Annotated in this window: 20 protein-coding genes and 2 tRNA genes; 15 read left to right on the top strand and 7 right to left on the bottom strand. The window is 54.8% G+C overall.

Features of this window, described 5'->3' with window-relative positions; translation table 11 throughout:
* Positions 1-25: 25 nt before the first annotated feature.
* From ACJU26_RS04870 to ACJU26_RS04885, 4 genes are all read left to right on the top strand, one after another.
* The gene (locus ACJU26_RS04870; RefSeq protein ID WP_414041404.1) at positions 26-1,657 is read left to right on the top strand and encodes a CTP synthase; all 1,632 of its coding nucleotides are present in this window, start codon (positions 26-28) and stop codon (positions 1,655-1,657) included.
* Positions 1,654-2,499: a 3-deoxy-8-phosphooctulonate synthase gene (gene kdsA / locus ACJU26_RS04875; RefSeq protein ID WP_414041405.1), complete on the top strand. Its 846-nt coding sequence runs from the start codon at positions 1,654-1,656 to the stop codon at positions 2,497-2,499. The genes ACJU26_RS04870 and kdsA overlap by 4 nt, the downstream gene beginning before the upstream one ends.
* Positions 2,496-3,776 (top strand): phosphopyruvate hydratase, encoded by a 1,281-nt coding sequence (gene eno / locus ACJU26_RS04880; protein ID WP_414041406.1) that lies wholly within the window; start codon positions 2,496-2,498, stop codon positions 3,774-3,776. Before kdsA ends, eno begins: the two co-directional genes overlap by 4 nt.
* 93 nt (positions 3,777-3,869) lie before the next feature.
* Positions 3,870-4,202 carry a septum formation initiator family protein gene (locus ACJU26_RS04885; RefSeq protein ID WP_414041407.1) on the top strand — a complete coding sequence of 111 codons (333 nt, stop codon included), beginning with the start codon at positions 3,870-3,872 and terminating at the stop codon, positions 4,200-4,202.
* 37 nt (positions 4,203-4,239) lie between these two features.
* Here ACJU26_RS04885 and efp read toward each other — a convergent pair whose 3' ends face one another.
* Positions 4,240-4,800 carry an elongation factor P gene (gene efp, locus ACJU26_RS04890; RefSeq protein ID WP_414041408.1) on the bottom strand — a complete coding sequence of 187 codons (561 nt, stop codon included), beginning with the start codon at positions 4,798-4,800 and terminating at the stop codon, positions 4,240-4,242.
* A gap of 90 nt (positions 4,801-4,890) precedes the next feature.
* Between efp and ACJU26_RS04895 the strand changes: the two genes are divergently transcribed.
* The 7 genes from ACJU26_RS04895 to ACJU26_RS04925 all read left to right on the top strand — a co-directional run bounded on the left by ACJU26_RS04895 (position 4,891) and on the right by ACJU26_RS04925 (position 10,488).
* A complete protein-coding gene (locus tag ACJU26_RS04895; RefSeq protein WP_414041409.1) occupies positions 4,891-5,208 on the top strand; it encodes a gamma-butyrobetaine hydroxylase-like domain-containing protein in 318 nt (105 codons plus the stop codon).
* Between the two features lie 14 nt (positions 5,209-5,222).
* Positions 5,223-7,079: an excinuclease ABC subunit UvrC gene (gene uvrC, locus ACJU26_RS04900; protein ID WP_414041929.1), complete on the top strand. Its 1,857-nt coding sequence runs from the start codon at positions 5,223-5,225 to the stop codon at positions 7,077-7,079.
* A gap of 15 nt (positions 7,080-7,094) precedes the next feature.
* Entirely contained in the window at positions 7,095-7,682 is a 588-nt protein-coding gene (gene pgsA, locus ACJU26_RS04905) for a CDP-diacylglycerol--glycerol-3-phosphate 3-phosphatidyltransferase (RefSeq protein WP_414041410.1), read from the top strand.
* 21 nt (positions 7,683-7,703) lie between these two features.
* Positions 7,704-7,778: transfer RNA gene (locus ACJU26_RS04910), tRNA-Gly, on the top strand.
* A gap of 39 nt (positions 7,779-7,817) precedes the next feature.
* Positions 7,818-7,891 (top strand) — tRNA-Cys (locus ACJU26_RS04915).
* A gap of 275 nt (positions 7,892-8,166) precedes the next feature.
* Positions 8,167-9,795: an APC family permease gene (locus tag ACJU26_RS04920; RefSeq protein WP_414041411.1), complete on the top strand. Its 1,629-nt coding sequence runs from the start codon at positions 8,167-8,169 to the stop codon at positions 9,793-9,795.
* 51 nt (positions 9,796-9,846) lie between these two features.
* On the top strand, positions 9,847-10,488 hold the full coding sequence (locus ACJU26_RS04925) for a YidH family protein (protein WP_414041412.1): 642 nt from the start codon (positions 9,847-9,849) through the stop codon (positions 10,486-10,488).
* Between the two features lie 4 nt (positions 10,489-10,492).
* Here ACJU26_RS04925 and ACJU26_RS04930 read toward each other — a convergent pair whose 3' ends face one another.
* The 5 genes from ACJU26_RS04930 to ACJU26_RS04950 form a co-directional block, all read right to left on the bottom strand.
* On the bottom strand, positions 10,493-13,573 hold the full coding sequence (locus ACJU26_RS04930) for an efflux RND transporter permease subunit (RefSeq protein WP_414041413.1): 3,081 nt from the start codon (positions 13,571-13,573) through the stop codon (positions 10,493-10,495).
* On the bottom strand, positions 13,570-14,613 hold the full coding sequence (locus ACJU26_RS04935) for an efflux RND transporter periplasmic adaptor subunit (RefSeq protein WP_414041414.1): 1,044 nt from the start codon (positions 14,611-14,613) through the stop codon (positions 13,570-13,572). Before ACJU26_RS04935 ends, ACJU26_RS04930 begins: the two co-directional genes overlap by 4 nt.
* Positions 14,610-15,920 carry a TolC family protein gene (locus ACJU26_RS04940; protein WP_414041415.1) on the bottom strand — a complete coding sequence of 437 codons (1,311 nt, stop codon included), beginning with the start codon at positions 15,918-15,920 and terminating at the stop codon, positions 14,610-14,612. The genes ACJU26_RS04935 and ACJU26_RS04940 overlap by 4 nt, the downstream gene beginning before the upstream one ends.
* A 98-nt stretch (positions 15,921-16,018) precedes the next feature.
* Positions 16,019-17,452 (bottom strand): heavy metal sensor histidine kinase, encoded by a 1,434-nt coding sequence (locus ACJU26_RS04945; RefSeq protein WP_414041416.1) that lies wholly within the window; start codon positions 17,450-17,452, stop codon positions 16,019-16,021.
* Entirely contained in the window at positions 17,430-18,104 is a 675-nt protein-coding gene (locus tag ACJU26_RS04950) for a heavy metal response regulator transcription factor (protein WP_414041417.1), read from the bottom strand. The genes ACJU26_RS04945 and ACJU26_RS04950 overlap by 23 nt, the downstream gene beginning before the upstream one ends.
* A 179-nt stretch (positions 18,105-18,283) precedes the next feature.
* Between ACJU26_RS04950 and ACJU26_RS04955 the strand changes: the two genes are divergently transcribed.
* Positions 18,284-19,237, top strand: coding sequence for a hypothetical protein (locus ACJU26_RS04955; RefSeq protein WP_414041418.1), 954 nt, complete (start codon positions 18,284-18,286; stop codon positions 19,235-19,237).
* Here the strand turns inward: ACJU26_RS04955 and ACJU26_RS04960 are convergent.
* On the bottom strand, positions 19,234-19,317 hold the full coding sequence (locus ACJU26_RS04960) for a multicopper oxidase domain-containing protein (protein WP_414041930.1): 84 nt from the start codon (positions 19,315-19,317) through the stop codon (positions 19,234-19,236). The two genes, ACJU26_RS04955 and ACJU26_RS04960, sit on opposite strands and share 4 nt — an antisense overlap.
* Positions 19,318-19,679: 362 nt before the next feature.
* Here ACJU26_RS04960 and ACJU26_RS04965 point away from each other — a divergent pair, with 362 nt between their 5' ends.
* The 3 genes from ACJU26_RS04965 to ACJU26_RS04975 all read left to right on the top strand — a co-directional run bounded on the left by ACJU26_RS04965 (position 19,680) and on the right by ACJU26_RS04975 (position 22,056).
* The gene (locus ACJU26_RS04965) at positions 19,680-19,991 is read left to right on the top strand and encodes a PepSY domain-containing protein (RefSeq protein ID WP_414041419.1); all 312 of its coding nucleotides are present in this window, start codon (positions 19,680-19,682) and stop codon (positions 19,989-19,991) included.
* An 80-nt stretch (positions 19,992-20,071) separates the two neighbouring features.
* Positions 20,072-20,734 (top strand): response regulator transcription factor, encoded by a 663-nt coding sequence (locus ACJU26_RS04970; protein WP_414041420.1) that lies wholly within the window; start codon positions 20,072-20,074, stop codon positions 20,732-20,734.
* Positions 20,731-22,056 carry an ATP-binding protein gene (locus tag ACJU26_RS04975; RefSeq protein ID WP_414041421.1) on the top strand — a complete coding sequence of 442 codons (1,326 nt, stop codon included), beginning with the start codon at positions 20,731-20,733 and terminating at the stop codon, positions 22,054-22,056. Before ACJU26_RS04970 ends, ACJU26_RS04975 begins: the two co-directional genes overlap by 4 nt.
* Positions 22,057-22,069: the final 13 nt, after the last annotated feature.

Genomic DNA, 22,069 nt, shown 5'->3' on the forward strand with positions numbered 1-22,069 from the left:
ATCAAGCGCGTGCACTTCGAGACCTATGAGCAAATACATTTTCGTGACAGGTGGTGTGGTTTCTTCGTTGGGCAAAGGCGCAGCCGGCGCGGCTCTGGCCGCTTTGCTGGAGGCGCGTGGGCTTAGGGTGACCATGTTGAAGCTGGATCCTTATATCAATGTGGATCCCGGCACCATGAGTCCCTTTCAACATGGCGAGGTCTTTGTCACCGCCGATGGTGCCGAAACGGACCTGGATCTGGGGCATTACGAGCGCTTCATCTCGACCCGCATGACCAAGCGGAACAACTTTACTACGGGTCTGGTGTATCAGACGGTCATCGAAAAAGAACGGCGGGGAGATTATCTGGGGCGAACCGTGCAGGTCATCCCCCATGTCACCGATGAAATCAAGCGTCGTATCCGGATTGGTGCGGATGATGCGGATGTGGCCCTGGTGGAAATCGGCGGAACCGTGGGTGACATTGAATCCCAACCGTTTCTCGAAGCCATCCGGCAGATGGCGGTAGAAGAAGGGCGCGGAAATACCCTCTTCATGCACCTGACCCTGGTTCCCTATTTACCCTCTGCGGGTGAAATGAAAACCAAGCCTACCCAGCACTCCGTGCGGGAATTGCGGGCCATTGGTATCCAGCCGGATGTCTTGTTGTGTCGCGCCGACCGTCCCATTCCGGAAGATCATCGCGCCAAAATTGCCCTGTTTTCCAATCTCACGGAAAAAGCGGTGATTTCCGCCATCGATACGGACAGTATTTATCGTCTGCCCTTGCTGTTCCATGATCAGGAGTTGGATGATCTGGTTTTACAGAATCTGGGCTTGCAGGCTCCGGCCCCTGATCTCGGGGCATGGCAGGGCATCATTCAGGCCCTGGAAAATCCCCAGGGCGAGGTGGTCATTGCCTTGGTGGGTAAATATGTCGGCCTGACCGAGTCTTACAAATCCCTGGCGGAAGCCTTGTTACATGCTGGATTACGGGCACAGCGCAAGGTACGGTTTTTGTACGTGGATGCCGAAGACATTGAAACCCAGGGTACGGCAATGCTGGGCGATGCCGATGCCATACTGGTCCCGGGGGGCTTTGGTGGCCGGGGCACGGAAGGAAAAATCACCGCCATTCGCTACGCGCGCGAAAACCGGGTGCCCTATCTGGGCATTTGCCTGGGGATGCAGCTTGCCGTGGTGGAGTTCGCCCGTCACTGTGCGGGGCTGAACCAGGCCAACAGTTCTGAGTTGGATCCGGAAACTCCCGATCCGGTGATCACCCTGATGACCGAATGGTCCGATGCTGAAGGTCACACCGCGTATCGGGAAGAGGGCGGCAATCTGGGGGGGACGATGCGTTTGGGAGAGCAGGAATGTACCTTGCAATCTGGCACCCTGGTAGCCAGGGCCTATAACCAGACCGTTATTTATGAACGCCATCGGCATCGCTTCGAGTTCAATAACCGTTACCGTGAGCCCCTGGCTGCGGCAGGCTTGCAATATACCGGCTTTTCGGCGGATGGCGCCTTGGTGGAGGTGGTGGAGTTGAGCGATCATCCCTGGTTTCTGGGCTGCCAGTTTCATCCGGAATTCACCAGCAACCCGCGCCAGGGGCATCCGTTGTTTGATGCCTTCATGGCGGCGGCCGTGACCCAAAGGGAGCGTCAGGCATGAAACTCTGCGGTTTTGAGGCAGGACTGGATCATCCCTTTTTCCTGCTTGCCGGTCCCTGCGCCATTGAAAGCGAGACCCTGGCCTTGCAGACGGCAGAAAATCTCCGGGACATCTGTCAGCGTCTGGAAATTCCCTTCATTTACAAAAGTTCCTATGACAAGGCCAATCGTTCTTCCGGGAAAAGTTTTCGTGGCCCCGGCATGGAGGAGGGGCTGCGCATTCTTGAAAAGGTGCGGCTGGAATTAGGGGTGCCGGTCATTACCGATGTCCATGAAAAGGAGCATGTCCAGGCGGTCGCCGAGGTGGTCGATGTGTTGCAGACCCCCGCCTTTTTGTGCCGGCAGACCGACTTTATTCAGGCGGTGGCTGCCGCCGGAAAGCCGGTCAATATTAAAAAGGGGCAGTTCCTGGCACCTTGGGATATGCTCCATGTGGCTGACAAAGCGCGGGCTGCGGGTAATGAGCAGATCATGGTCTGCGAGCGTGGCACCTCTTTCGGCTATAATAATCTGGTCTCGGATATGCGTTCTCTGGCGGTAATGCGTCAGACCGGTTGCCCTGTCGTTTTTGATGCCACCCATTCCGTGCAATTGCCGGGCGGGCAGGGAGATCGCTCGGGCGGGCAGCGGGAGTTTGTGCCGGTGCTGGCCAGGGCTGCCGTAGCCGCCGGTATTTCCGGACTGTTCATGGAAACCCATCCTCGTCCCGCTGAAGCACTTTCCGATGGGCCCAACGCTTGGCCACTGGGGCAAATGGAAAGCCTGCTGCGGGCCCTCCAACATATTGACCAGGTGGTCAAGTCCCAAGACTTCCCTGAAAATCATCCCGAGGCATTAATATGAGCGCCATAGTTCGCATTCAAGGTCGTGAAGTACTGGATTCACGTGGTAATCCCACGGTAGAAGCGGAGGTGCACCTGGAAAATGGTGCCATGGGACGCGCTATCGTTCCCAGCGGGGCATCGACGGGCGAACGCGAGGCCATGGAGATGCGGGATGGTGGTTCCCGTTATGGCGGCAAAGGGGTGCGCAAGGCCGTAGAGCATGTGAACGGCGAAATTCAGGATGCCTTGCTGGGCATGGAAGCCGAAGACCAGGAACATCTGGATGCCGCCATGTGTGCGCTGGATGGCACCGAAAACAAGTCGCGCCTGGGTGCCAATGCCATTTTGAGTGTTTCCCTGGCTGCGGCCCATGCCGCTGCCCATGCTGCCGGACAGCCCCTCTATCGGTATATGGGAGGCTTGGGTCCTGTACAGTTGCCGGTGCCCATGATGAACGTCATCAACGGCGGCGCCCATGCCGATAATGATGTGGACATGCAGGAATTCATGCTGATTCCTGCGGGTGCTGAATCTTTTTCGGAAGCCTTGCAGATGGGTGTGGAAGTTTTTCACAGCCTCAAAGGTGTTCTGCAGAAAAAAGGCCTGGCCACAACAGTGGGTGATGAAGGCGGATTCGCACCAAACCTGTCTTCCAACGAAGCGGCTTTGGAGCTGTTGATGGATGCCATAGCCCAGGCTGGCTATCAGCCCGGCAAGGACATCTGGTTGGGGATGGACGTGGCTTCCAGTGAATTCTATCGGGATGGCCGTTATCATCTCGTCAGTGAAAAGCGCGATCTGAGCAGCAGCGAATTTGTTGATTATCTGGCTGCCCTGGCGGATCGTTATCCGCTGATCAGCATTGAAGATGGTATGGATCAGAATGATTGGGATGGCTGGATTATCTTGACCGATCGTTTGGGAGATCGTCTGCAACTGGTGGGAGATGATATTTTTGTGACCAATACCAGCATTCTGCGCGAAGGTATTGAACGGGGTGTGGGCAATAGTATTCTGATAAAACTGAATCAGATCGGAACATTATCCGAAACTTTAGCGGCCATTGAAATGGCCAAAACCCATAGTTATACCGCTATTGTTTCTCACCGTTCCGGCGAAACCGAAGATACGACCCTGGCAGATGTGGCGGTGGCCACCGGTTGTGGACAAATTAAAACCGGTTCTTTGTCACGTACCGATCGGGTGGCCAAATATAATCGTCTTTTGCGCATTGAAGAGGAATTAGGCGAGGTGGCCCGTTATCCAGGACTTGCAACTTTTTATAATCTCGACTAAAAGGATATTATTAACTCGCTGAGCAGCAGCGACTTCATTTTCGGAGATTATTTCAGTATGTGGGATTGGGCGCAGTTCAAAGCCGGAGTGAATATGGCAAAATCAGAAATGCGCCTGATCGATTTTATGTTGCTTGCCGCCTTGTGTGCTCTGCAATATCCCCTCTGGTTGGGTGCCGGTAGCTGGTTGAATGTGAGTGAATTACACCAGAAGCTGGATACTCGGATGGCTGTTTTGAAGAAGCTGGAAACACGCAATGATCAGTTGGAAGCCAAGGTGGTCAGTTTGCAAAGTGGTGATTGCGCCGTTGAAGAACTGGCTCGACGGCATTTAGGCATGATCAGTAAAGGGGAGATTTTTGTCTGGGTCATTCCGGCAAAGTCCCAGAATACGGCTACTTCAACTGTTCCTGGCGAAGTCTCCTGAAAAAAGATCCCCATCCCCGTCAGGGGATGCAGTCCATTCAGGCTCTATCTATATAGGTGCCATCGCTGGTATTGACCCGGATTTTTTCTCCGGAATTGACAAACTGCGGCACCATCACCGTAATGCCCGTTTCCATGCGCGCGGACTTGTAGGAACCCGTGGCAGTCTGGCCCTTGATGGCCGGATCCGCTTCGGACACTTCAAGCACCACGACCGACGGTAACTCCACTCCAATGGGGCGATCATTGTGCAGGTTGACCTGGATTTCGGTGTTGGGCAAAAGATAACCGGTTTGCCCTTCCAGAAGATCTTCACTCAGAATGGATTGTTCGAAACTTTCGTTATCCATGAATACATAGCCGGTAGCATCGGCATACAGATACTGCATGGTTCTGGCTTCCACCACCGCTTTTTCCACGGTTTCACCAGAGCGGAAGCGGGTATTGGATTTGGTGCCGGTCTCGATGTTTTTCATTTCGACCTGGACGAAAGCCCCGCCCTTGCCAGGCTTCACAAAATCGGTTTTGAGTACACGCCAAAGCCCCTTTTCGTGCTCCAGAATATTGCCTGGGCGAATATCAAAGGCGGAAATCTTCATACCATCATCCTTGTAGGCATTCCCTTTAGAGGGCGTGAATTGTACCCTAGAGGTTTATTGATGACCAGACCGGTCCTTGCGAGGTTTTACATGTCTGACGCCCATACCCAGCCCCTGGAAATTCGTCCCTTGATGATCAGCCGGATCATGGAAATCGACTGGGCCGATGGCCATACCAGTCAACTTTCCTTCGAGCATCTGCGGGTGGAGTGCCCCTGTGCAGAGTGCAAGGGACATACGCCCGATGAAGCGCAGGTGATTACGGGCAAGGAGGAGGTGAGCATTGTGGACGTGCTGCCGGTAGGCAATTATGCCATCCAGATTCATTTCAGTGATGGTCACAGTACCGGGATTTTTACCTGGGAATATTTGCGGCGACTGGATGCGCAGGCGGCGGGCGTAAAATAAGTGCGCGTATGATGATGCAATATCTTCCTGAAAAACCGGCTCACCAGCTGTTGGATTCAGAAGAACCTTTTGACTTGCCAAGGTTTTTGCGTACCTTGACCAGTCACCCCGGCATTTATCAGATGTATGGCAAGGGCAGGCGTTTACTCTATGTGGGCAAGGCCCGCAATCTGAAACGCCGGGTGAGTTCGTATTTCCAGAAGCAGCGTCATAGTCCCAAAACCCTGGCCATGCTGGCGCAGGTGCAGCGTGTCGAGGTGTTGGTCACCCACACGGAAACCGAGGCCCTGGTGCTGGAGGCCAACCTCATCAAGCGCCATCATCCGCCCTATAATATTTTGCTGCGCGATGATAAAAGTTATCCGTACTTGTTGATCGAGTCGGGTGGGCCTTTCCCGCCCATGCGTCTGCACCGTGGCACACAAAAGAAAAAAGGACATTATTTCGGCCCATATCCAGCCGTGACCGCATTGCGTGAAAGTATGGTGTTACTGCAAAAAGCCTTTCGGTTGCGTACCTGCGAAGAACATACCTTTCGCAATCGCAGCCGGGCCTGTCTGCAATACCAGATCCAGCGCTGCAGCGGTCCCTGTGTCGGGCATATCCTTCCTGAAGATTACGCGCGGGATGTGAGCGATACCATTCGATTCCTGGAGGGTCGTAGCGATGAGGCCATCCGCAATCTCGGAGAGCGGATGCAGAAAGCCGCAGAGCATCTGGATTTCGAGGAAGCCGCCCGGCGGCGGGATCAGATTGCCGCCCTGTCGAAAATTCAGGAACGCCAGTATGTGGCACAGGCTGGTGGCGGCGATTTTGATGTGATCGCGTTACTCCAGGAAAATGGACAATGGGTGATTTTCATCAGTTTTATTCGTAACGGGCGGCAACTGGGCGGCATCTCCTTGTTTCCACAGCATGCCGAAGACCTGCGCGGACCGGATGTCATGGCAGGTTTCCTCATGCAGTTCTATAATAATAAGACTATTCCGGGGAATCTCCTGGTCAATGTGCTGCCCCGGAACAGCGCAGCCATCACCGAGGCCTTGATTTCCCAGGCAGGACATCGGGTCGTGATGGATGCACCGCAGCGGGGGCCGCGTAAGCGCTGGATGGCCATGGCGCATACCAATGCCTTGAGTGCCTTGCGTCAGCGTGGCCAGCAAGCCAGCGCAGGGCGGAGAAGAATGTTGTTGCTGCAGGAATTTTTTGAACTCCCTGAACTGCCCCAGAGAGTGGAATGTTTTGATATCAGTCATACGCGTGGTGAGGCGGCGGTAGCTTCCTGTGTGGTTTTCGGTGAAGATGGAGCCATGAAAGAGGCCTATCGCCGTTTCAACATTCGCAATGTCACTGGCGGAGATGATTATGCGGCTATCGAGCAAGCGGTTTACCGTCGCTACGGCTGTCTGAAAAAAGAGGGATTGGCCCTGCCAGAAATCGTCCTGATAGACGGTGGACCGGGACAGTTGGCCCGTGCCGAGGCCGCGCTGGCCATGCTGGAAATTGACCAGATTCAGCTCTGCGGAGTTTCCAAAGGCACGACCCGGCGGCCGGGCATGGAGCTGCTGCATGTTCCTGGCTGTGCTGACGCGCGACAGTTGTCGCCGGATGATCCAGCCCTGTTGGTGATTCAGGAAATCCGGGATGAGGCCCATCGGTTTGCGATTACCGGGCATCGCGCAAGACGCGCCAAAACCCGGCAGGATTCCGAGCTCGACCATATTGACGGTATTGGCCCCAAGCGACGCATTGCCTTGTTGCGTGCTTTTGGTGGGCTGAAGGGCATTCGGAATGCAGGTCTGGAAGACCTGCAAAGAGTGGGGGGGATTCATCAGGAATTGGCCCAACGCATTTACGAACATTTTCATTAAGGAAGCCAGCGGACTGTGATAAAGCGTTTACCTAATTATCTGACCATTCTCCGCATTCTGCTGGTGCCCATTTTTGTGGCCTTGTTTTACTGGGGAGGTGAAGCGCGCACTTATGCCGCAACCGCTGTTTTCGCCATTGCCGCCATTACTGACTGGGCAGACGGCTATCTGGCGCGTCGCTATCAAGGGGTGTCTCCATTTGGGACCTTCCTCGATCCGGTGGCTGACAAGATCATGGTGGTGACGGCCCTGATACTGATTGCTTCTTCGCGGGAAATGACACCCTTGTTGGCCGGCATTCTGATCAGCGTGATCGTGGGCCGGGAGATTACGGTGTCTGCCCTGCGGGAATGGATGGCAGAGCTGGGTGAGCGCAAAAAAGTGGCTGTTTCCTGGTTGGGAAAGGCCAAGGCTACGACCCAGATGCTGGCCATATTGTTGCTGGTATATCGGGAGCCATTGCTGGGTATTTCGGCGCGGGTTCTGGGCATCGCCCTCCTGGTCATCGCGGCTTTCATGACCCTGTGGAGCATGCTGGGTTATCTGCGTGCTGCCTGGCCCAGTCTGATGGTCCATGGCGTTGACCTTGACAAGGAAAGTTGATCCCTTTATCTTTGCGCTCATGCGGGAATAGCTCAGTGGTAGAGCACAACCTTGCCAAGGTTGGGGTCGCGAGTTCGAGCCTCGTTTCCCGCTCCAATACCGAGGGAAAGTCTCACGCTTTCCCTTTTCTTTTAAGGCTGGGTGGCAGAGTGGTCATGCAGCGGCCTGCAAAGCCGCGTACCCCGGTTCGATTCCGGGCCCAGCCTCCAAAATCCTCTGGCAGCAGCATTTCTTGCTTGTACTTGTTTCCTGTGGTGCTTTTTGGTCATTTTTTCGGCCATTATATTGGCATTGATGCGCATAATCTTCCGCACATAAATAATTTTATTTATTTATTTTTTTGATTATTTTGTGTTGCTATTTTGTTTGATAATTGACAATCTCATATATCTATGAGATAACAATACAAAAAAATAAATAACAGTGCAAGACTTCCGAGAAATTTTCTGGGTGTTTGTGGTAATTTTTTAGGGAGGTCATATCCATGCCTGTATCCGGTCCATCCAATGATTCCGGTAACAATACGCTGAAACGGGAAGGAGGGCTGGTCGGGCTGATACTGGCGTGTGTCGGTGCATCCATAGGTTCTGGATGGTTGTTCGGTCCCTTGTTTACAGCAAAAATGGCCGGCCCTCTGGCAATAGGTTCGTGGGTGCTGGGCGCGGCCGCTATCCTCTTGCTGGCCCTGGTATTTGCCGAGCTGGCACCGATGATCCCACGCGCGGGGGCAGTGGTGCATCTGGCGCATGTCGGTAACGGCCCCATTGTGGGGCACATGTGGAGCTGGATATTGTTTCTTTCCTACGCCTCCATTGCACCCTTGGAAGTAACTGCGGTGCTGACTTATGCCAACAATTATTATCCGGGATTGTTGCAACCGCACAGTGATTTATTAAGCGGATTTGGTTTTCTTGTCGCCGTTATCATGTTGGGACTATTTGTGGTCACCAACTTCATGATGATCGGCTGGGTGCTCAAGATCAATAACGCCGCTACCTGGTGGAAAATCGGCATTCCGCTGCTGACTGCTCTCATGCTGATTTTCGTAGCATGGCATCCAGGCAATTTTCATATGCGTGTGTACAATACCCTGAGCGACGTACATGGGATGTTTATTGCCATCGCCAGTGGGGGAGTGATTTTCAGTCTATTGGGCTTTCGGCATGCCATAGATTTGGCAGGGGAAAGCAAAAATCCCAAGCGGGATGTTCCTATCGCGGTCATCGGCTCGGTACTGATTGCCTCGGCCGTATATATTGCCGTGCAGGTGGCTTTTTTGGGCGCTGTGAATCCGGCGGATCTGGCCAGGGATGGCTGGCCTAACCTGCATTTTCAAGGGATCAATGGCCCTTTTGCGGCATTGGCGACAGCAGTGGGTATTGGCTGGCTGGCCACACTGCTTTATGTGGATGCTTTTATTTCCCCGGCAGGTACGGGTTTGATTTATACTACCACGGCGGCGCGTGTTACCCTGGCTACAGCCGAGACGGGGGCTGCCCCCCTGTCGTTCAACAAAATCAATCGTCATGGGGTTCCCTGGGTAACCCTGATCGTGTTGTTTCTGGTGGGTATTATATTTTTCCTGCCATTCCCCTCCTGGCAGAAAATGGTGGGATATATTGCCTCCATGACCGTGCTTTCTTATGCCATTGGACCCATTGCACTGATTCAGATCCGCAAAGCCATGCCTAATCTGGAGCGTCCATTCCGTTTGTGGGGCGCACCGGTTTTGGCGCCACTGGCTTTTGTCGTGTCCACCTGGATTGTTTACTGGTCGGGCTTGAGAACGCTGAATTTCATTTTCATTACCCTGTTTGTTTTGCTGGCTATTTATGCTATCACAGGTATTTTTAGAAAAGGTCGCTGGGCGGAAATGGGATGGCAATACATGTGGTGGATATTCCCCTACTTTTTAGGCTTATGGGTGTTCAGCTGGATCGGTCCCAAAGATCTTGGCGGTCAGGGGATATTGGCTTTTTTCCCGAGTATGGGGGCCTTGGCGGTCCTGGCGTTGGCGGTGTTCTATCTGGCGATTCGGGAGTCAGTGGCAGATAAAACCATGCGCGTGTATATGCGTCAGTTTGGTAATAAAGTGCCTCCGGCCGCTCCATAATCCATGATGGCATCATGAGCAGAGCCCAACCAGCACAATTGGCTCCTTAGCATGCTGCTGTTAAAAAAACTGCCGAGCGTCCGCGAGCCCCGGCTCTACCTGAGCATGGAAAGAACGTATCTGGCCTATCTGAAGTTTCTGTTTATTGCTTTTGGTACGGGCATTTTATCCAAAAAAATGACCTTGCTTCTGACAGCCTTGCATTTTTATGGGCTGGTGCCTTTTTTTCAGGACTTATATCGACTGTTGACCTGGCCGGTACTGGTTTTGTTGTTCATGGTGTTTTATTTTTTTGTGCGCGATCTGCGCTATATCAATCATGGTGCTCCGGTCACCAGCAAAGAAATTCAGGATCCGCGCATATATTTTTCGGCAGAACGTACTTTTCTGTCCTGGATCAGAGCAGGTATCAGTATTGTGATTTTCGGGTTTGTGATGGAAAAATTTGACTTCTTTCTCACCAAGCTGGCGCTGATGATGCATCGGGTCATCACCCTGCAGGCCAGCTTCTCCGGGATGGATGTCATTTTTCTGATGTTGGGTGTGTTCAATATTGCGATCGGACTTTGGGGGTTCCTCCTCACGGTAAAGCAGGTGGATCAGGGAGCGTATCATCCCCACCATAAACTCTATGGATTTTATGGCCTGGTACTGTTTGTTTGCCTGTCGTTATTGAGCTATTTCCTGGTCTGATGACTTATTTCGTGCGTAACTCCCAATTACGCAGCAGATTTTTTTTCATCATCGCAGAGTAAAGCACGGGTGCCAGCCACAAAGACATGAATATGGAAAGCAGCAGTCCACCCATGACGGCAATGGCCAGAGGTTTTAACAGGTCTGTTCCATGACCAATACCTATGGCCAGGGGCAGAAAGCCAAAAACATCGGCCAGCATGGTCATCAGAATAGGGCGTAAACGCTGTCGGGCAGCCAGGGCGACCAGGGCCGGACGAGGATGGGTGCCACCTATCTGGCGGGCGCGTGCAAAAATGAGGATGACATTGTTGACGGCAATGGCAAAAACCAGCAACACGCCGAGAAAAGCCGTACTGTCGAGATCCAGACCACACAGCCAAAGCAAAAGGAGAGAACCGGGTGCTGCCAGGGCGATGGACAGGAGGGCTGCCAGTGCAGCCCGTTGGCTGCTGAACTGAAATCCCAGCAAAACCAGCAATAGCCCCAGCGCGCCCGCCAAAATCAGTGCCATTTGCTGAAAACTCTGGCGCTGCTGCCGATAGTATCCCCCCAGTACCGGAGTGATATTGCTGGGCAGATGCATCTGGGCGATGATTTTTCGCGCTTGACTGGCGGCCTGGGCCAATCCCTCACCGGATTTGGGTTCCAGCCACATATAGGCATCGGGGACCAGATTCTGGTGCGTCACAAAGGGGACGGCGCCCTGCACATGCAAGGAAGCAATGCTGGAGAGGGCGGTCATTTCGCCGTCGGGTAGCTGGATGGGTAGTACCGACAAGGATTGCGGCGTTTGTGCTTGCCCCGCCAATGTGACGCGGATAGGCAAAATCTGTTCGCCATGCAGCAGGAATCCCGCCTGTCTTCCCCAGAATCGGGTTTTGAGCTGATCGGCGATGGCCGCTGGGGTGATACCATAGAGCGTTGCCATGGGACTGGGTGTGATGTTCATTTCCGGGCCGGCTGATGGCGACTTGAAGTTGACGGATGCAAAGTCATGACTGTTTTTTAGCGCCACAGCCAGTCGCTTTCCTTCACTGCGCAGGGCACTGGAGCTGGAACCAAACAGATAAACGACCAGGGGGGCATGGGCTCCCGAGAGGTTTCCCAGGCGGACGATCATGGTCTGATGCAGGGAGAGACCGATCAGATTGGGAGCCATCCTGTGGAATTGCCGGCGTAAATGGGCCATCACCGCTTCCGTGCTGTCGTGATGATCCGGCTTGAGAACGATGGTGATGGCCCCCTTGTTGGCGGGCGCATGGCGAAATTCAAAGCCGCGGCCCACTACGAGAGAGGCGCTTTGCACATTGGGATTGCGCAGGGCTACCTGCATGAAGGACCGACCGATTCGGGTGGTTTCGGCGACACTGCTGCCCACCTGGGTCCGATAGGGCACGGAAATGATGCCTTCATCCCAGCGCGGCAGAAAAGCCGTCGGCAGGACCGTGATGACCAGCCATGCGGTACCGGTAAGCAGGAGGATGGGCAGAATGGACCAGTAGGGGCGCCGCATTCCTGCAATCAGCCATCGGCTGTAGTGTCGTCGAAGCCAACGTTCACTATGCTGCAATTTTCGGGAGGGCGATATGCTCCAGCCCGCCAGCCATGCCGTCAGGATGGGGGTAACCAGTAGAGCCACCAGTTGGGAGGCCAGCAAGGCAATCACAATAGCCAGTGCCATATGACGGAATAAAAGCCCCAATGTCCCAGACAGGAATAACAGGGGCAGGAACACCAGGCAGGAGGTGAGGGTGGCGAGACTCATCACCGGTAAAATGCTGGCACTGCGACGCAGGGCCGACTGGCGACGGGTGGCGGGTGGGCCTTGCAGACCATGCAATCCACGTTCGATGACGACGATGGCGTGGTCCACCAGGGCGCCTATGGCGGCGGTCAAACCGCCCAGGGTCATGATATTCAGGCCGTATCCGAGGTTATGCAGGACCAGAAAAGTGGCCGCCAGGGCCAGAGGAACGACCAACACGGTGGCCAGGGCGCCGTCCAGACGTCCCAAAAAGGCAAAAATCACCAGCCAGGCAATCAAGCTGCCAAGCCCTAGAGCGATCCAGACGTCGCGCAGACTATGACTGATCAGATGGCTGAGGTCATAAATGGGTACCAGATGCACACCCTGCGGCAGATGTTGGCGTAAACGGTCCAGACGGGCATGCACCGCATGGGCGACGCTGACGTCATTGGTGCCGGATTGGGCGAGCACATCGATGATCAGGGCATGCTGATAGCCAGGCACGGCGGCTTCTTTGAGCAGTGGCGGGGGGCCGGTATGGATCTCCCCCAGGGTGCCCAACGCCAGAGGCGTGCGGGCGCCGGAAGCGTCGGCCGGTCCCAGAGGCAAAGTCAAGGCAGCCAGCGCCAGGGCATTCTCGGGCCGGGGCGTGGTGGCAAGGATCAATTGTTGATGATAGGCCTGAAGAACTCCTGAAAAAAATGGACCCTGGGCGGCTTGCAAGGCAGCTATGACCTGTTGGGCGCTGAGATGATATTGCGCCAGTCGCGCAGGATCCAGATGCACCTGTACCTGTGGCCAACCGCGGCTGGTTTCCTGAACCTGATAGACCCCGGGAATCGAGAGCAGGGCCGGACGCAGCTTGAACGCAAAGGTGGGCATCATCGCCGAACTGCTCAACCGATTGGAAACCAGCGCATATTGAGCGAATGGATAAGTGTAAGGGGCCATGCGGATCACCCGGAGTCGTGCGCCAACGGGCAGGCGGTACTGGGCGAGGCGGGCCTGGAGCATCAGGTATGCGGTCTGTGGATTGGTGCCGGGTTCAAAATAAATATTAAGCTTGCTCAGGCCATTGCCGGTTTGTGAGCGGACCATGCGCACCCCAGGCTGACCTTTTGCCAGGGCTTCCAGAGGCTTGGTGATCTCCACTTCCATGAACTTGACGGGCAGGCTGCCATCGTTGACCAGGACAGCAACGCGCGGGAAATTGACGTTGGGAAACACGCTCTCCGGGAGATTCTGCAGGGCAAACCAGCCTGCACCCAGCAACAGGACTGCGCTCAATAGGATGCTGAAGCGATTGTTCCAGAGAAAAAGCAGATAGCCTTTCATGGCTGTTGCTCTTTTACCGGAGTACCACTGACCAAACGATCATTGGCACTAATGATGACTCGCTCTCCCGCCTTCAGGTCGCCCTCCACCCAACTCTGCCCGTTCTGGTTGGCGATAATATGGATGGGCACTGCCATGGCTTTCCCCTGACGCAGCACAAACACCTCGATGTGCGCGGCGTGCATGACCACGGCTTCGGCAGGTATCTGATAAGCCTTGCCTTTGGACTGCTGTAAGGTGGCTTCTAGCCATTCTCCTGGTAAGGCCGGACTATGGGCTGGCAGGTCGATATAGACAGAAACCAGTCCCAGGTGCTGGGCGCTTTGTCCTATGGAGCGAACCCGCCCCGAGCCATGCCAATCCGTACCGCGCAGAATGACGGTACTACCAGGGCGCAGATGGCGAGCCAGCGATGGAGTCACATAGGCTTGCGCCCATGGATTTCCGCGACCCGCCAGGGTGGCAATGGCTGTCCCCATGGTGACCACCGCGCCTGCCGGAACCAGATAATGCAGGCTGCCTGCAAAGGGCGCGCTGAGGGTTTGTTGCGCTGCCTGCGCCTGCAAGATGCGCAGCCTCGATCGTGCCATATTGAGGGCCAGGCGGCTGCTGGTGACATTTTGTCGCGCAATGACGCCATCCTGATAGAGTTTCTGATCGCGCAGATATTGTTCCAGAGCAAAAGCCCGCTGTTCCTGGGCACTCTGGATGCTGCTTTGTAATCCAGGTGATGCAATCCGGGCAATGATGGCGCCTTGTGTCACCGGGCCATCGGCCAGCAAGGGACCGAAGACGCGGCCTGTCACCGGTGCCGTCAAGGTGACATTACCGTTGCTTTCCACCTTGGCCAGCAGGGTGTTTTGCCGGAGAGCAGCACTGACATGGACGGTTGCGGTTTGTACCGACAAAGGGGATCCCCAGGCAGTGCCCAGCAGCAACAGGAGGAGTATTCCCGAAAAAAGGGGCAAAGGGTGGGATGGCCCTATCCCGGAGATAGCCGGGCTTTTCCTGCCAAGAGGTTTCCAGTAGAAAAATGTCATGCGAATGGTCCTTGTCCGGGTAAGCGGCCGCTGTCCAGAGCGAGTTGTGCTCGGCTCAAGCGCGCACGAATCATGGCGTCAGTGTCTTGCAACCGGGCCTGAATCCAGGCGGTTTGCGCCTGTTGCAAGGCTAGCGCGCTTTCCGCGCCGGCCAGATATCCTTTGCGGGTCATCTGATACACGGCATCTGCCCTGTCTGCGATTTTTCCGGCATTTTTGAGGGCAATAGTGGCTGCCTGGGCCGTACCCAGATCCTGCACCAGGCGGCTGCGAATCTGCATCTCCAGGGCAGATTTGGCCGCTTGCAAGGCAGCCATCTGTTGTTGTGCCGCGGCAATCTGGTCACGGTTCCGACCAAAGCCAAAAAGGGGCATCTGCATGCTCAGGGCCACCTGCCAGCCCAGTTGACCACTATGGGGGATGACCGCGCTATCCACTCCGTAGGCTGCATGGGCACCCAACACGGGCAAGCGGGCTCCCCGGCGAAATTGTAATTGAGCCCGAGCCGCCTTGATCTGGGCCTCTGCCACGCTGAGCAAGGGTTGTGCGTGCAGGGCCTGCTGCTGGATTTCGGATAAATCTGGCAAGGGCTGCAGCGGTGGAGTCATGTTGGTCAGAGCCGGGAGTTGTCGTCCCAACCCGGTTTGCAAAGCCAGAACGCGCCGCATGGCTTTACGCAGGATTTGGGTTTGTGTCAGTTGGCTGTGCATACGCAGCACGTTCAGTTCGGCCTGATTCAATGCCAGGCGGGAACGGGTGCCGATGGCGAATCCTGCTTTGGTCGTTCGATAGATTTGCTGGGCAGCAACGAGTGCGCTTTTCCAGATGGCAATGGTGTTATCCATTTCCGCCAGTTTGAAGTAGCTCATGGTGACAGCTGCAGCAACCGCCAGGCGGGTTTGCTGCAGACGATAATTTTCCATCTGCACCTGATCCTTGGCCAGTTTGCTGAGTGCTCGGGTTTGCGGGGCATAAATGGGAATGTCGAGGCGGATTTGTCCCAACATTTCCCGTGCGCCGTTGGCTGCCACAAAAACGGGTTGGCCGGCCCGGGACTGGGTCCAGATGGTGGCGGCATTCAGGGAAAGAGCCGGCAGCATTTGGGCCTGAGCCGCTTGGCTCAGATTTTTTTGTGCCTCCAGTTGATGCCGGGCCACCTGAATGCTGGCCTGACTGTGCAGGGCACTGGCAATAGCCTGGTCAAGACTGAGTGGATCGGCATGGGCAACAAGGGGGACAAGACTGATGCTTGCGGCGAGCAGCGATTTTCTGACAGTAAATGGGATAGAGCGTATCAGAACCAACATATTTTCTCGATTTCAAAAAATCCATGGAATTGGCAAGATCATTCAATCATGATGACATAAGTATCTGTCTGGAAGATGACGACAAGATGACCAAATCGTCATCTTATGGAGTATTTGTCTGGATACAGGTGAATTATTGGAAAAGAGAGAATGGCCATGGTACCGCTCCCAAGCGTGCTTTTCAGCGCTACTTCTCCGCCGTGTAATTGCATGATGGAGCGCACAATGGCCAATCCCAATCCCGTTCCTTGCCCACGGCGCATGCGGGCTGCATCTTCACTGTAAAAGCGATCAAACACCCGATCGAGCGCCTCGGCACTGATGCCTGTTCCGTTGTCACTGACGATCAGTTGCAGCCGCTCTCGGGTTCGGGCGCTGTGAATCCGGATGCTGCCACCAGCCGGCGTATGGCCAAGGGCGTTACTCAAAAGATTGCTCAGCGCCCGCCGCAGGAGCTCGGAATTGGCGACGACGGATGCTTCCACGTCATTGTGCAGGCTGATTTCTTGTTCATCGGCCATGGCCTGATAAAAAGCACAGATGGAAGCGACCTCCTGATGGGCGTTTAACCGCTTTTTCTCCAGGACCTGTTGATCTTGTTCGGCGCGGGCCAAAAACAGCAATGCATCCACCATTTGCGACAAGCGGGCATATTCCTCCATGGCAGAGGCGATACAAGCCTGATACTCCTCGATGTTCCGGGTTCTGGAAAGGGTCAGCTCCCCCTCGCCACGCAGAATATGAATAGGCGTGCGCAACTCATGGGCAATGTCCGCCGAGAATCGGGAGATTCTGGCAAAGGCGTTTTCCAGGCGTTCCAGCAGGTGATCAAATTTTCTGGTCAGTGTCGCCAGTTCGCTGGGCCAATGTTCACCGGCAATACGCCGATGCAATTCACTGGCACTCAGTTCATCCACGATAGTCGCCAATTGATGGACTGGGCGCAGGCCATGTCTGGCAATCCAGTATCCACCCAGAACCGCCATGCTCAAGGCCAAAAGGATGGATATTGCCAGCGCATAGCGATAAAAGGCCAGAAAATGCTCTCGTTCACTGATGCGCATGGCCACATAAATGGTACTGGCTGGAGTGCCGGCAATACGTTGCGCCATCACTTGAAAATGCTCGTGTTTTTTGACTTTCCAATGCCACTGTTGGGTTTTGAAGCCCTGCGGCTTGCGATTGAACGGTTTATGGCTGTCGAGTAACGGGTTGAAAGTGCGGCTACGGACAATGATTCCCTGCTGGGGGCGTGTTACCCAGATATAAACGCCCCGGATCGTGCTGGCTTCCAGTTGGGTTTCGTGGCGGAGATCTGCGTAGTGGTCCCTGGCGTTGTGAAGCGCCGTTTGCACGGCGTGGATTTTGCTGACCAGAATCTGACTGTCTGCCTGGCGGAGTTGTTCGGCCAGAATCCAGTACAGGGCGCCCCCTGCCAGCGTTATCAAGAGGGTACTCAGCAGCGCATACCACAGCGTCAGGCGCAGGGCCATGGACTGCAATGACCATTTAGTGACGGAGTTCAAGAACATAGCCCACTCCGCGTAAAGTATGGATCAGCTTGTCTGGAAAGGGATCATCGACTTTTCGGCGGAGTCGGCGGATGGCGACGTCCACGACATTACTATCACTTTCAAAATGCATATCCCAAACCTGTTCGGCAATGCGGGTGCGGGTCAGCACTTCGCCGGGAAAGCGCAGGAGGTAGGCCAGCAGGCGAAACTCCTGGGGTGCCAGTTGAATGGGCGTGGCCGCTCTCCAGATCTTGTGGCGCAGAAGATCCATCTCCAGATCGGCGTAATGCAGCACTTCATCCGTGCGGATATTGCTGCGCCGCAGAATGCTCTGCATCCGGGCCAATAGTTCGGAAAAAGCAAAGGGTTTTACCAGATAATCGTCCGCCCCCTGACGCAAGCCTTCCACGCGCTGGTCCACGGCATCCAGAGCCGTCAACAAAATCACCGCCTGATCCGGACGGTGTTTGCGGATTTCCCCCAGGACCCACCAGCCATCCCGTTGCGGTAGCATCAGGTCGAGAATGATCATCTCATATTCGCCGGTCTCTGCCAGATGTTGACCGTCCACACCGTTATTGGCCAGGTCTACGACGTGCCCTTCCTCACTGAACCCTTTTTTGAGAAAGGCGGCGGTTTTGGATTCATCTTCAATGACCAGAATTTTCATGAGCAGGGAATGCATCCAGTAAATGATCAACGTATAAAAATAGCGATTATTAACGGAGATAACAAATGGCAGGCACCTTTAGCTTATCATGATTCTTGTTGGCGATTATTCTTTTTTTGACCTTTGCGCCATTATGGTCAAGAATGTTTCCTGATCTTGTGTCAGGAATTCGAGATATCATGTCATCCCCTCTTTCTCTGGAGCAGAAGCGCCGCCGGGCTTTTGGCGCCGTTCGCATCCTCTTCGGCCTGATCTGGCTGATCAATACCTGCTTGCAGTTCAACCCGGCTTATGTGGCCCATTTTCTGGGCAGTTTCAATGCCGACTGGGCCAGTGGTCAGCCGGACTGGGTAATGGCCTATGGTCACTGGATGGCGATGCTGGTGCAGCAGATTGGCCCACAAGCCGTGGCATATGCTACCGTGGGCCTGGATGCCATTCTGGCAATATCGTTGCTCACCGGTCTGGGCTTGCCTTTTCTGGCCTGGGTGGGAGCCCTGTATAATCTTTGGCTCTGGAGCACCGTGGGTGGTTTTGGTGGGCCTTATACCCAGGGAGCCACGGATCCGGGTACGGCCATCATCTACGCCCTCTGTTTTCTCTATGTCATCTGGTCCCGAAGCTGGGAGGGGTTGAGCCTGAGCCAATCGCCCCACAAGCCCCTGTACGCTCCGGCCATGCACACGGCGCGGATTCTTTTCGGCCTGCTCTGGGCTTTTGATGCCTTCTGGAAGTGGCAACCGTATTTTCTGCACAATGCGGTGACCTATCTGCAGCAGGCACTGCCCGGGGAGCCCGCCTGGATTGCCGCTTATATCTCTTTGGTGATTGCCATCATCAACTTGGTTGGGCCGGTGCTTTTTGGCTATGTTGCCGCCATCATGGAAAGCATCATTGCCTTTTTCCTGCTCATCGGGCGGGGCTTGCGCTGGATCATTCCGGTAGGCATTGCCTACAGCTTCGGAGTCTGGACCACCGCCGAGGGCTGGGGCGCGCCCTATCTGCCCGGCAGTACCGCCAACAAGGGCGATGTGCTGGGCACGACCAATATTTATATCATCGCCTTCCTGTTTCTGGCGGCATGGGTGTATTTCACGCCGCGCGCCCTGCGCAGGGGTGCCGGAGAGGCTTAAGGTTGCGCCGCATCAGCTCTCAGCGTAAATGGTCCCATCATGCCATTGTCTTCATGCTCCAGCATGTGACAGTGGTACATATAAGGCCTCTCAGATTTCCATGTTCCCCAGACGCCGGCGCTGGTTGATGACCTGCATGTTCATGCACTGATTATTGATGGGGAATGGTGGCTCCCGACCCACGCCCATGGACATTTCATTCCCATTCGGCTGATGAGTGAGCTGGACATGAAAGCCATCTGGCACATACGCTGATGGCCAATCTGGTTTGGGCTCACTGATGGGGCCACATCGCCATGGCTTTTCTGCATGCCTTGCGTACTCCACGGATATTGCGGAATTCATTCCCTAATTCTGCGCTAATCCTGGGTAGATACCATGCATAAACGGATGGGCCAAACGGCTCCGTCCGTTTCTCAACGCATGAAACAGGAGCGATGTCATGAGTGTATCTAAAAGGATGGTTGTTGGGGTTCTGGGAGGAGTTTTGTTTTTGTCTGCTTTCGGGGCTTACGCCTTTACCGGTCAGCAGTTGGCCGGCGAGGCAAAAATCAGTATCGAGCAGGCGCGTGTAACGGCTTTGCGGGTTTACCCAGGAAAAATTACCGATCAGGAGCTGGAAAAAGAGAAAGGCGGCAGTGGGTTGCGCTATTCTTTTGTGATCAGAAACGGGCATGTCAGCCATGAAGTGGGCATAGATGCCAGGACCGGAGCCATTCTGGAGAACTCCCTGGAAGGCGACCACGCGGATTGATCAGGGACTTGCCCTGATCTGGTGAACCCGCTCCCTGGAGCGGGTAATCGTTTGCTTCGCAGGGAGTTTATCACTCAACAATGCGTATTCTTCTGGTGGAAGACGATCAAATGGTTGCTGAGGCGATTTCAGTTGCTCTCAAGGATGCCGCCTATGCCGTGGATTGGGTGCGTGATGGTGAAACAGCGCTGCGGGCCATTGCCAATCAGGAACATCAGGTCATCCTGCTGGATTTGGGTTTACCAAAAATGGATGGTTGCACTTTGCTGCAACATCTCAGAGCCGCTGGTAACGCCATACCGGCCATTATTATTTCTGCCCGTGATGCCTTGGCGGACCGGATCGAAGGGCTGGATCTGGGAGCCGATGATTATCTGGTCAAGCCATTTGCCATGGATGAGTTGCTGGCTCGTCTGCGGGCCATTATCCGTCGTCAGGGTGGACAGGGCTCCCCGATGCTGGAAAACGGCTTTCTAAAGCTGGATTTGAGTACGCATATTGCGCAGGTCCATGAGACCTGCGTGCTTTTGACTCATCGGGAGTTTGCCTTATTACAGGCATTATTGTTACGCCCCGGCGCGGTACTCAGCCGTACCCAACTGGAGGAACGTCTGTACGGCTGGAATGAGGGCGTCGAGAGTAACAGCATCGATTTTCTGATCCATGGTCTGCGCAAGAAACTGGGCGCTGAAGTCATCAAGAATGTGCGTGGCGCCGGCTGGATGGTTCCGCGTCAGTCATGAAGCATTCTTTGCAGAGACGTTTGCATATTGGTTTGAGCGTGGCCATCGTCTGTATGGGGATATTAGCCGGGCTGGCATCCTTCTTCCTGGCCCTGAATGAAGCCCAGGAATATCAGGATGCTTCCTTGCAGCAGATTGCGGCATTGGTGCCCCCGCAACTTTGGCAGAGTGCCTATCATGATGACCAAAGTCCGGTGGATGAAGACCCGGATGCGCGAATCATCGTGGAGCCCTTATGCCCCATGCACTGCCATGGGAGCGATGCACCCTTGAAACTCCCCCCGCAGTTGTCAGCGGGTTTTCACACGGTGACGGTTCATGGCCAGGATTGGCGCATTTTTGTGCGGCGGCAGGGACCAGATCTGGCCTTGGCGGTGGCGCAGTCTACGGATGTGCGCAGTGATGCCGCATTTGCCAGTGCCCGCTGGACCTTTTTACCCTTGTTGTTTCTGGTGCCTTTATTGATGCTTTTTTCACGGATGATTGTCCGGCGGTCTTTGGCACCGATCCAGAATCTGGCTCAGGCCCTGGATCGGCAAAACCCTGACCGTCCTGAGCCATTGAGCATGGAAGAGGTGCCGACAGAAATCGCTCCCTTTATACAAGCCATCAATCGGCTGCTGGAAAGGATTCGCATGTTGCTGGAGCAGGAACGTCGCTTTATCGCCGATGCTGCCCATGAACTGCGCACACCGTTAACCGCATTATCCCTGCAGGTGCAGAATCTGGGTCGGGCGGGCTCCCTCCTGGAATATCAACAGCGTTTACAGCCTCTACAAAAAGGTCTGGAGCGTTTTGCCCATCTGCTCGAGCAATTGCTGGGTTTGGCCCGGCAGCAGGCGGCTTCTCCTGGCTCTGAAGCCGTAAATCTGTTGGGCATTGCCCGACAAGTGCTGGAAGATCTGTATCCATTGGCAGATCGCAAAAAAATCGATTTTGGCCTGGATGCTCCACACCCAATATGGGTGCAAGGCAGTCCTGCCGCTTTGTACAGCTTGTTACGCAACGTTGTGGATAATGCCTTGCGCTACAGTCCTGAACATTCCGAAGTGACGGTCAGTGTCCGGAGTGAGGGCGGTGATGCACTCCTGGAAGTGTTGGACAGCGGTCCAGGTATTCCCAGGGCAGAGTCGGAACGCATATGGGAGCCTTTTTACCGTATCCCCGGTACGGAAGAAGCGGGCAGTGGATTGGGTTTAAGTATTGTCCGCACCATTGCCGATCAGTTGGGTGGACAGGTTTCCCTGCGCCCCCGACTGGATCGCTCCGGATTGCATTTCAGTTATCGACAAAAACAGGTCAGTCACTCAGAAAATGGCTGAGTCTGAACCCGCT

The organism is Acidithiobacillus sp. M4-SHS-6 (assembly GCF_047421495.1).
GTDB lineage: Bacteria > Pseudomonadota > Gammaproteobacteria > Acidithiobacillales > Acidithiobacillaceae > Acidithiobacillus.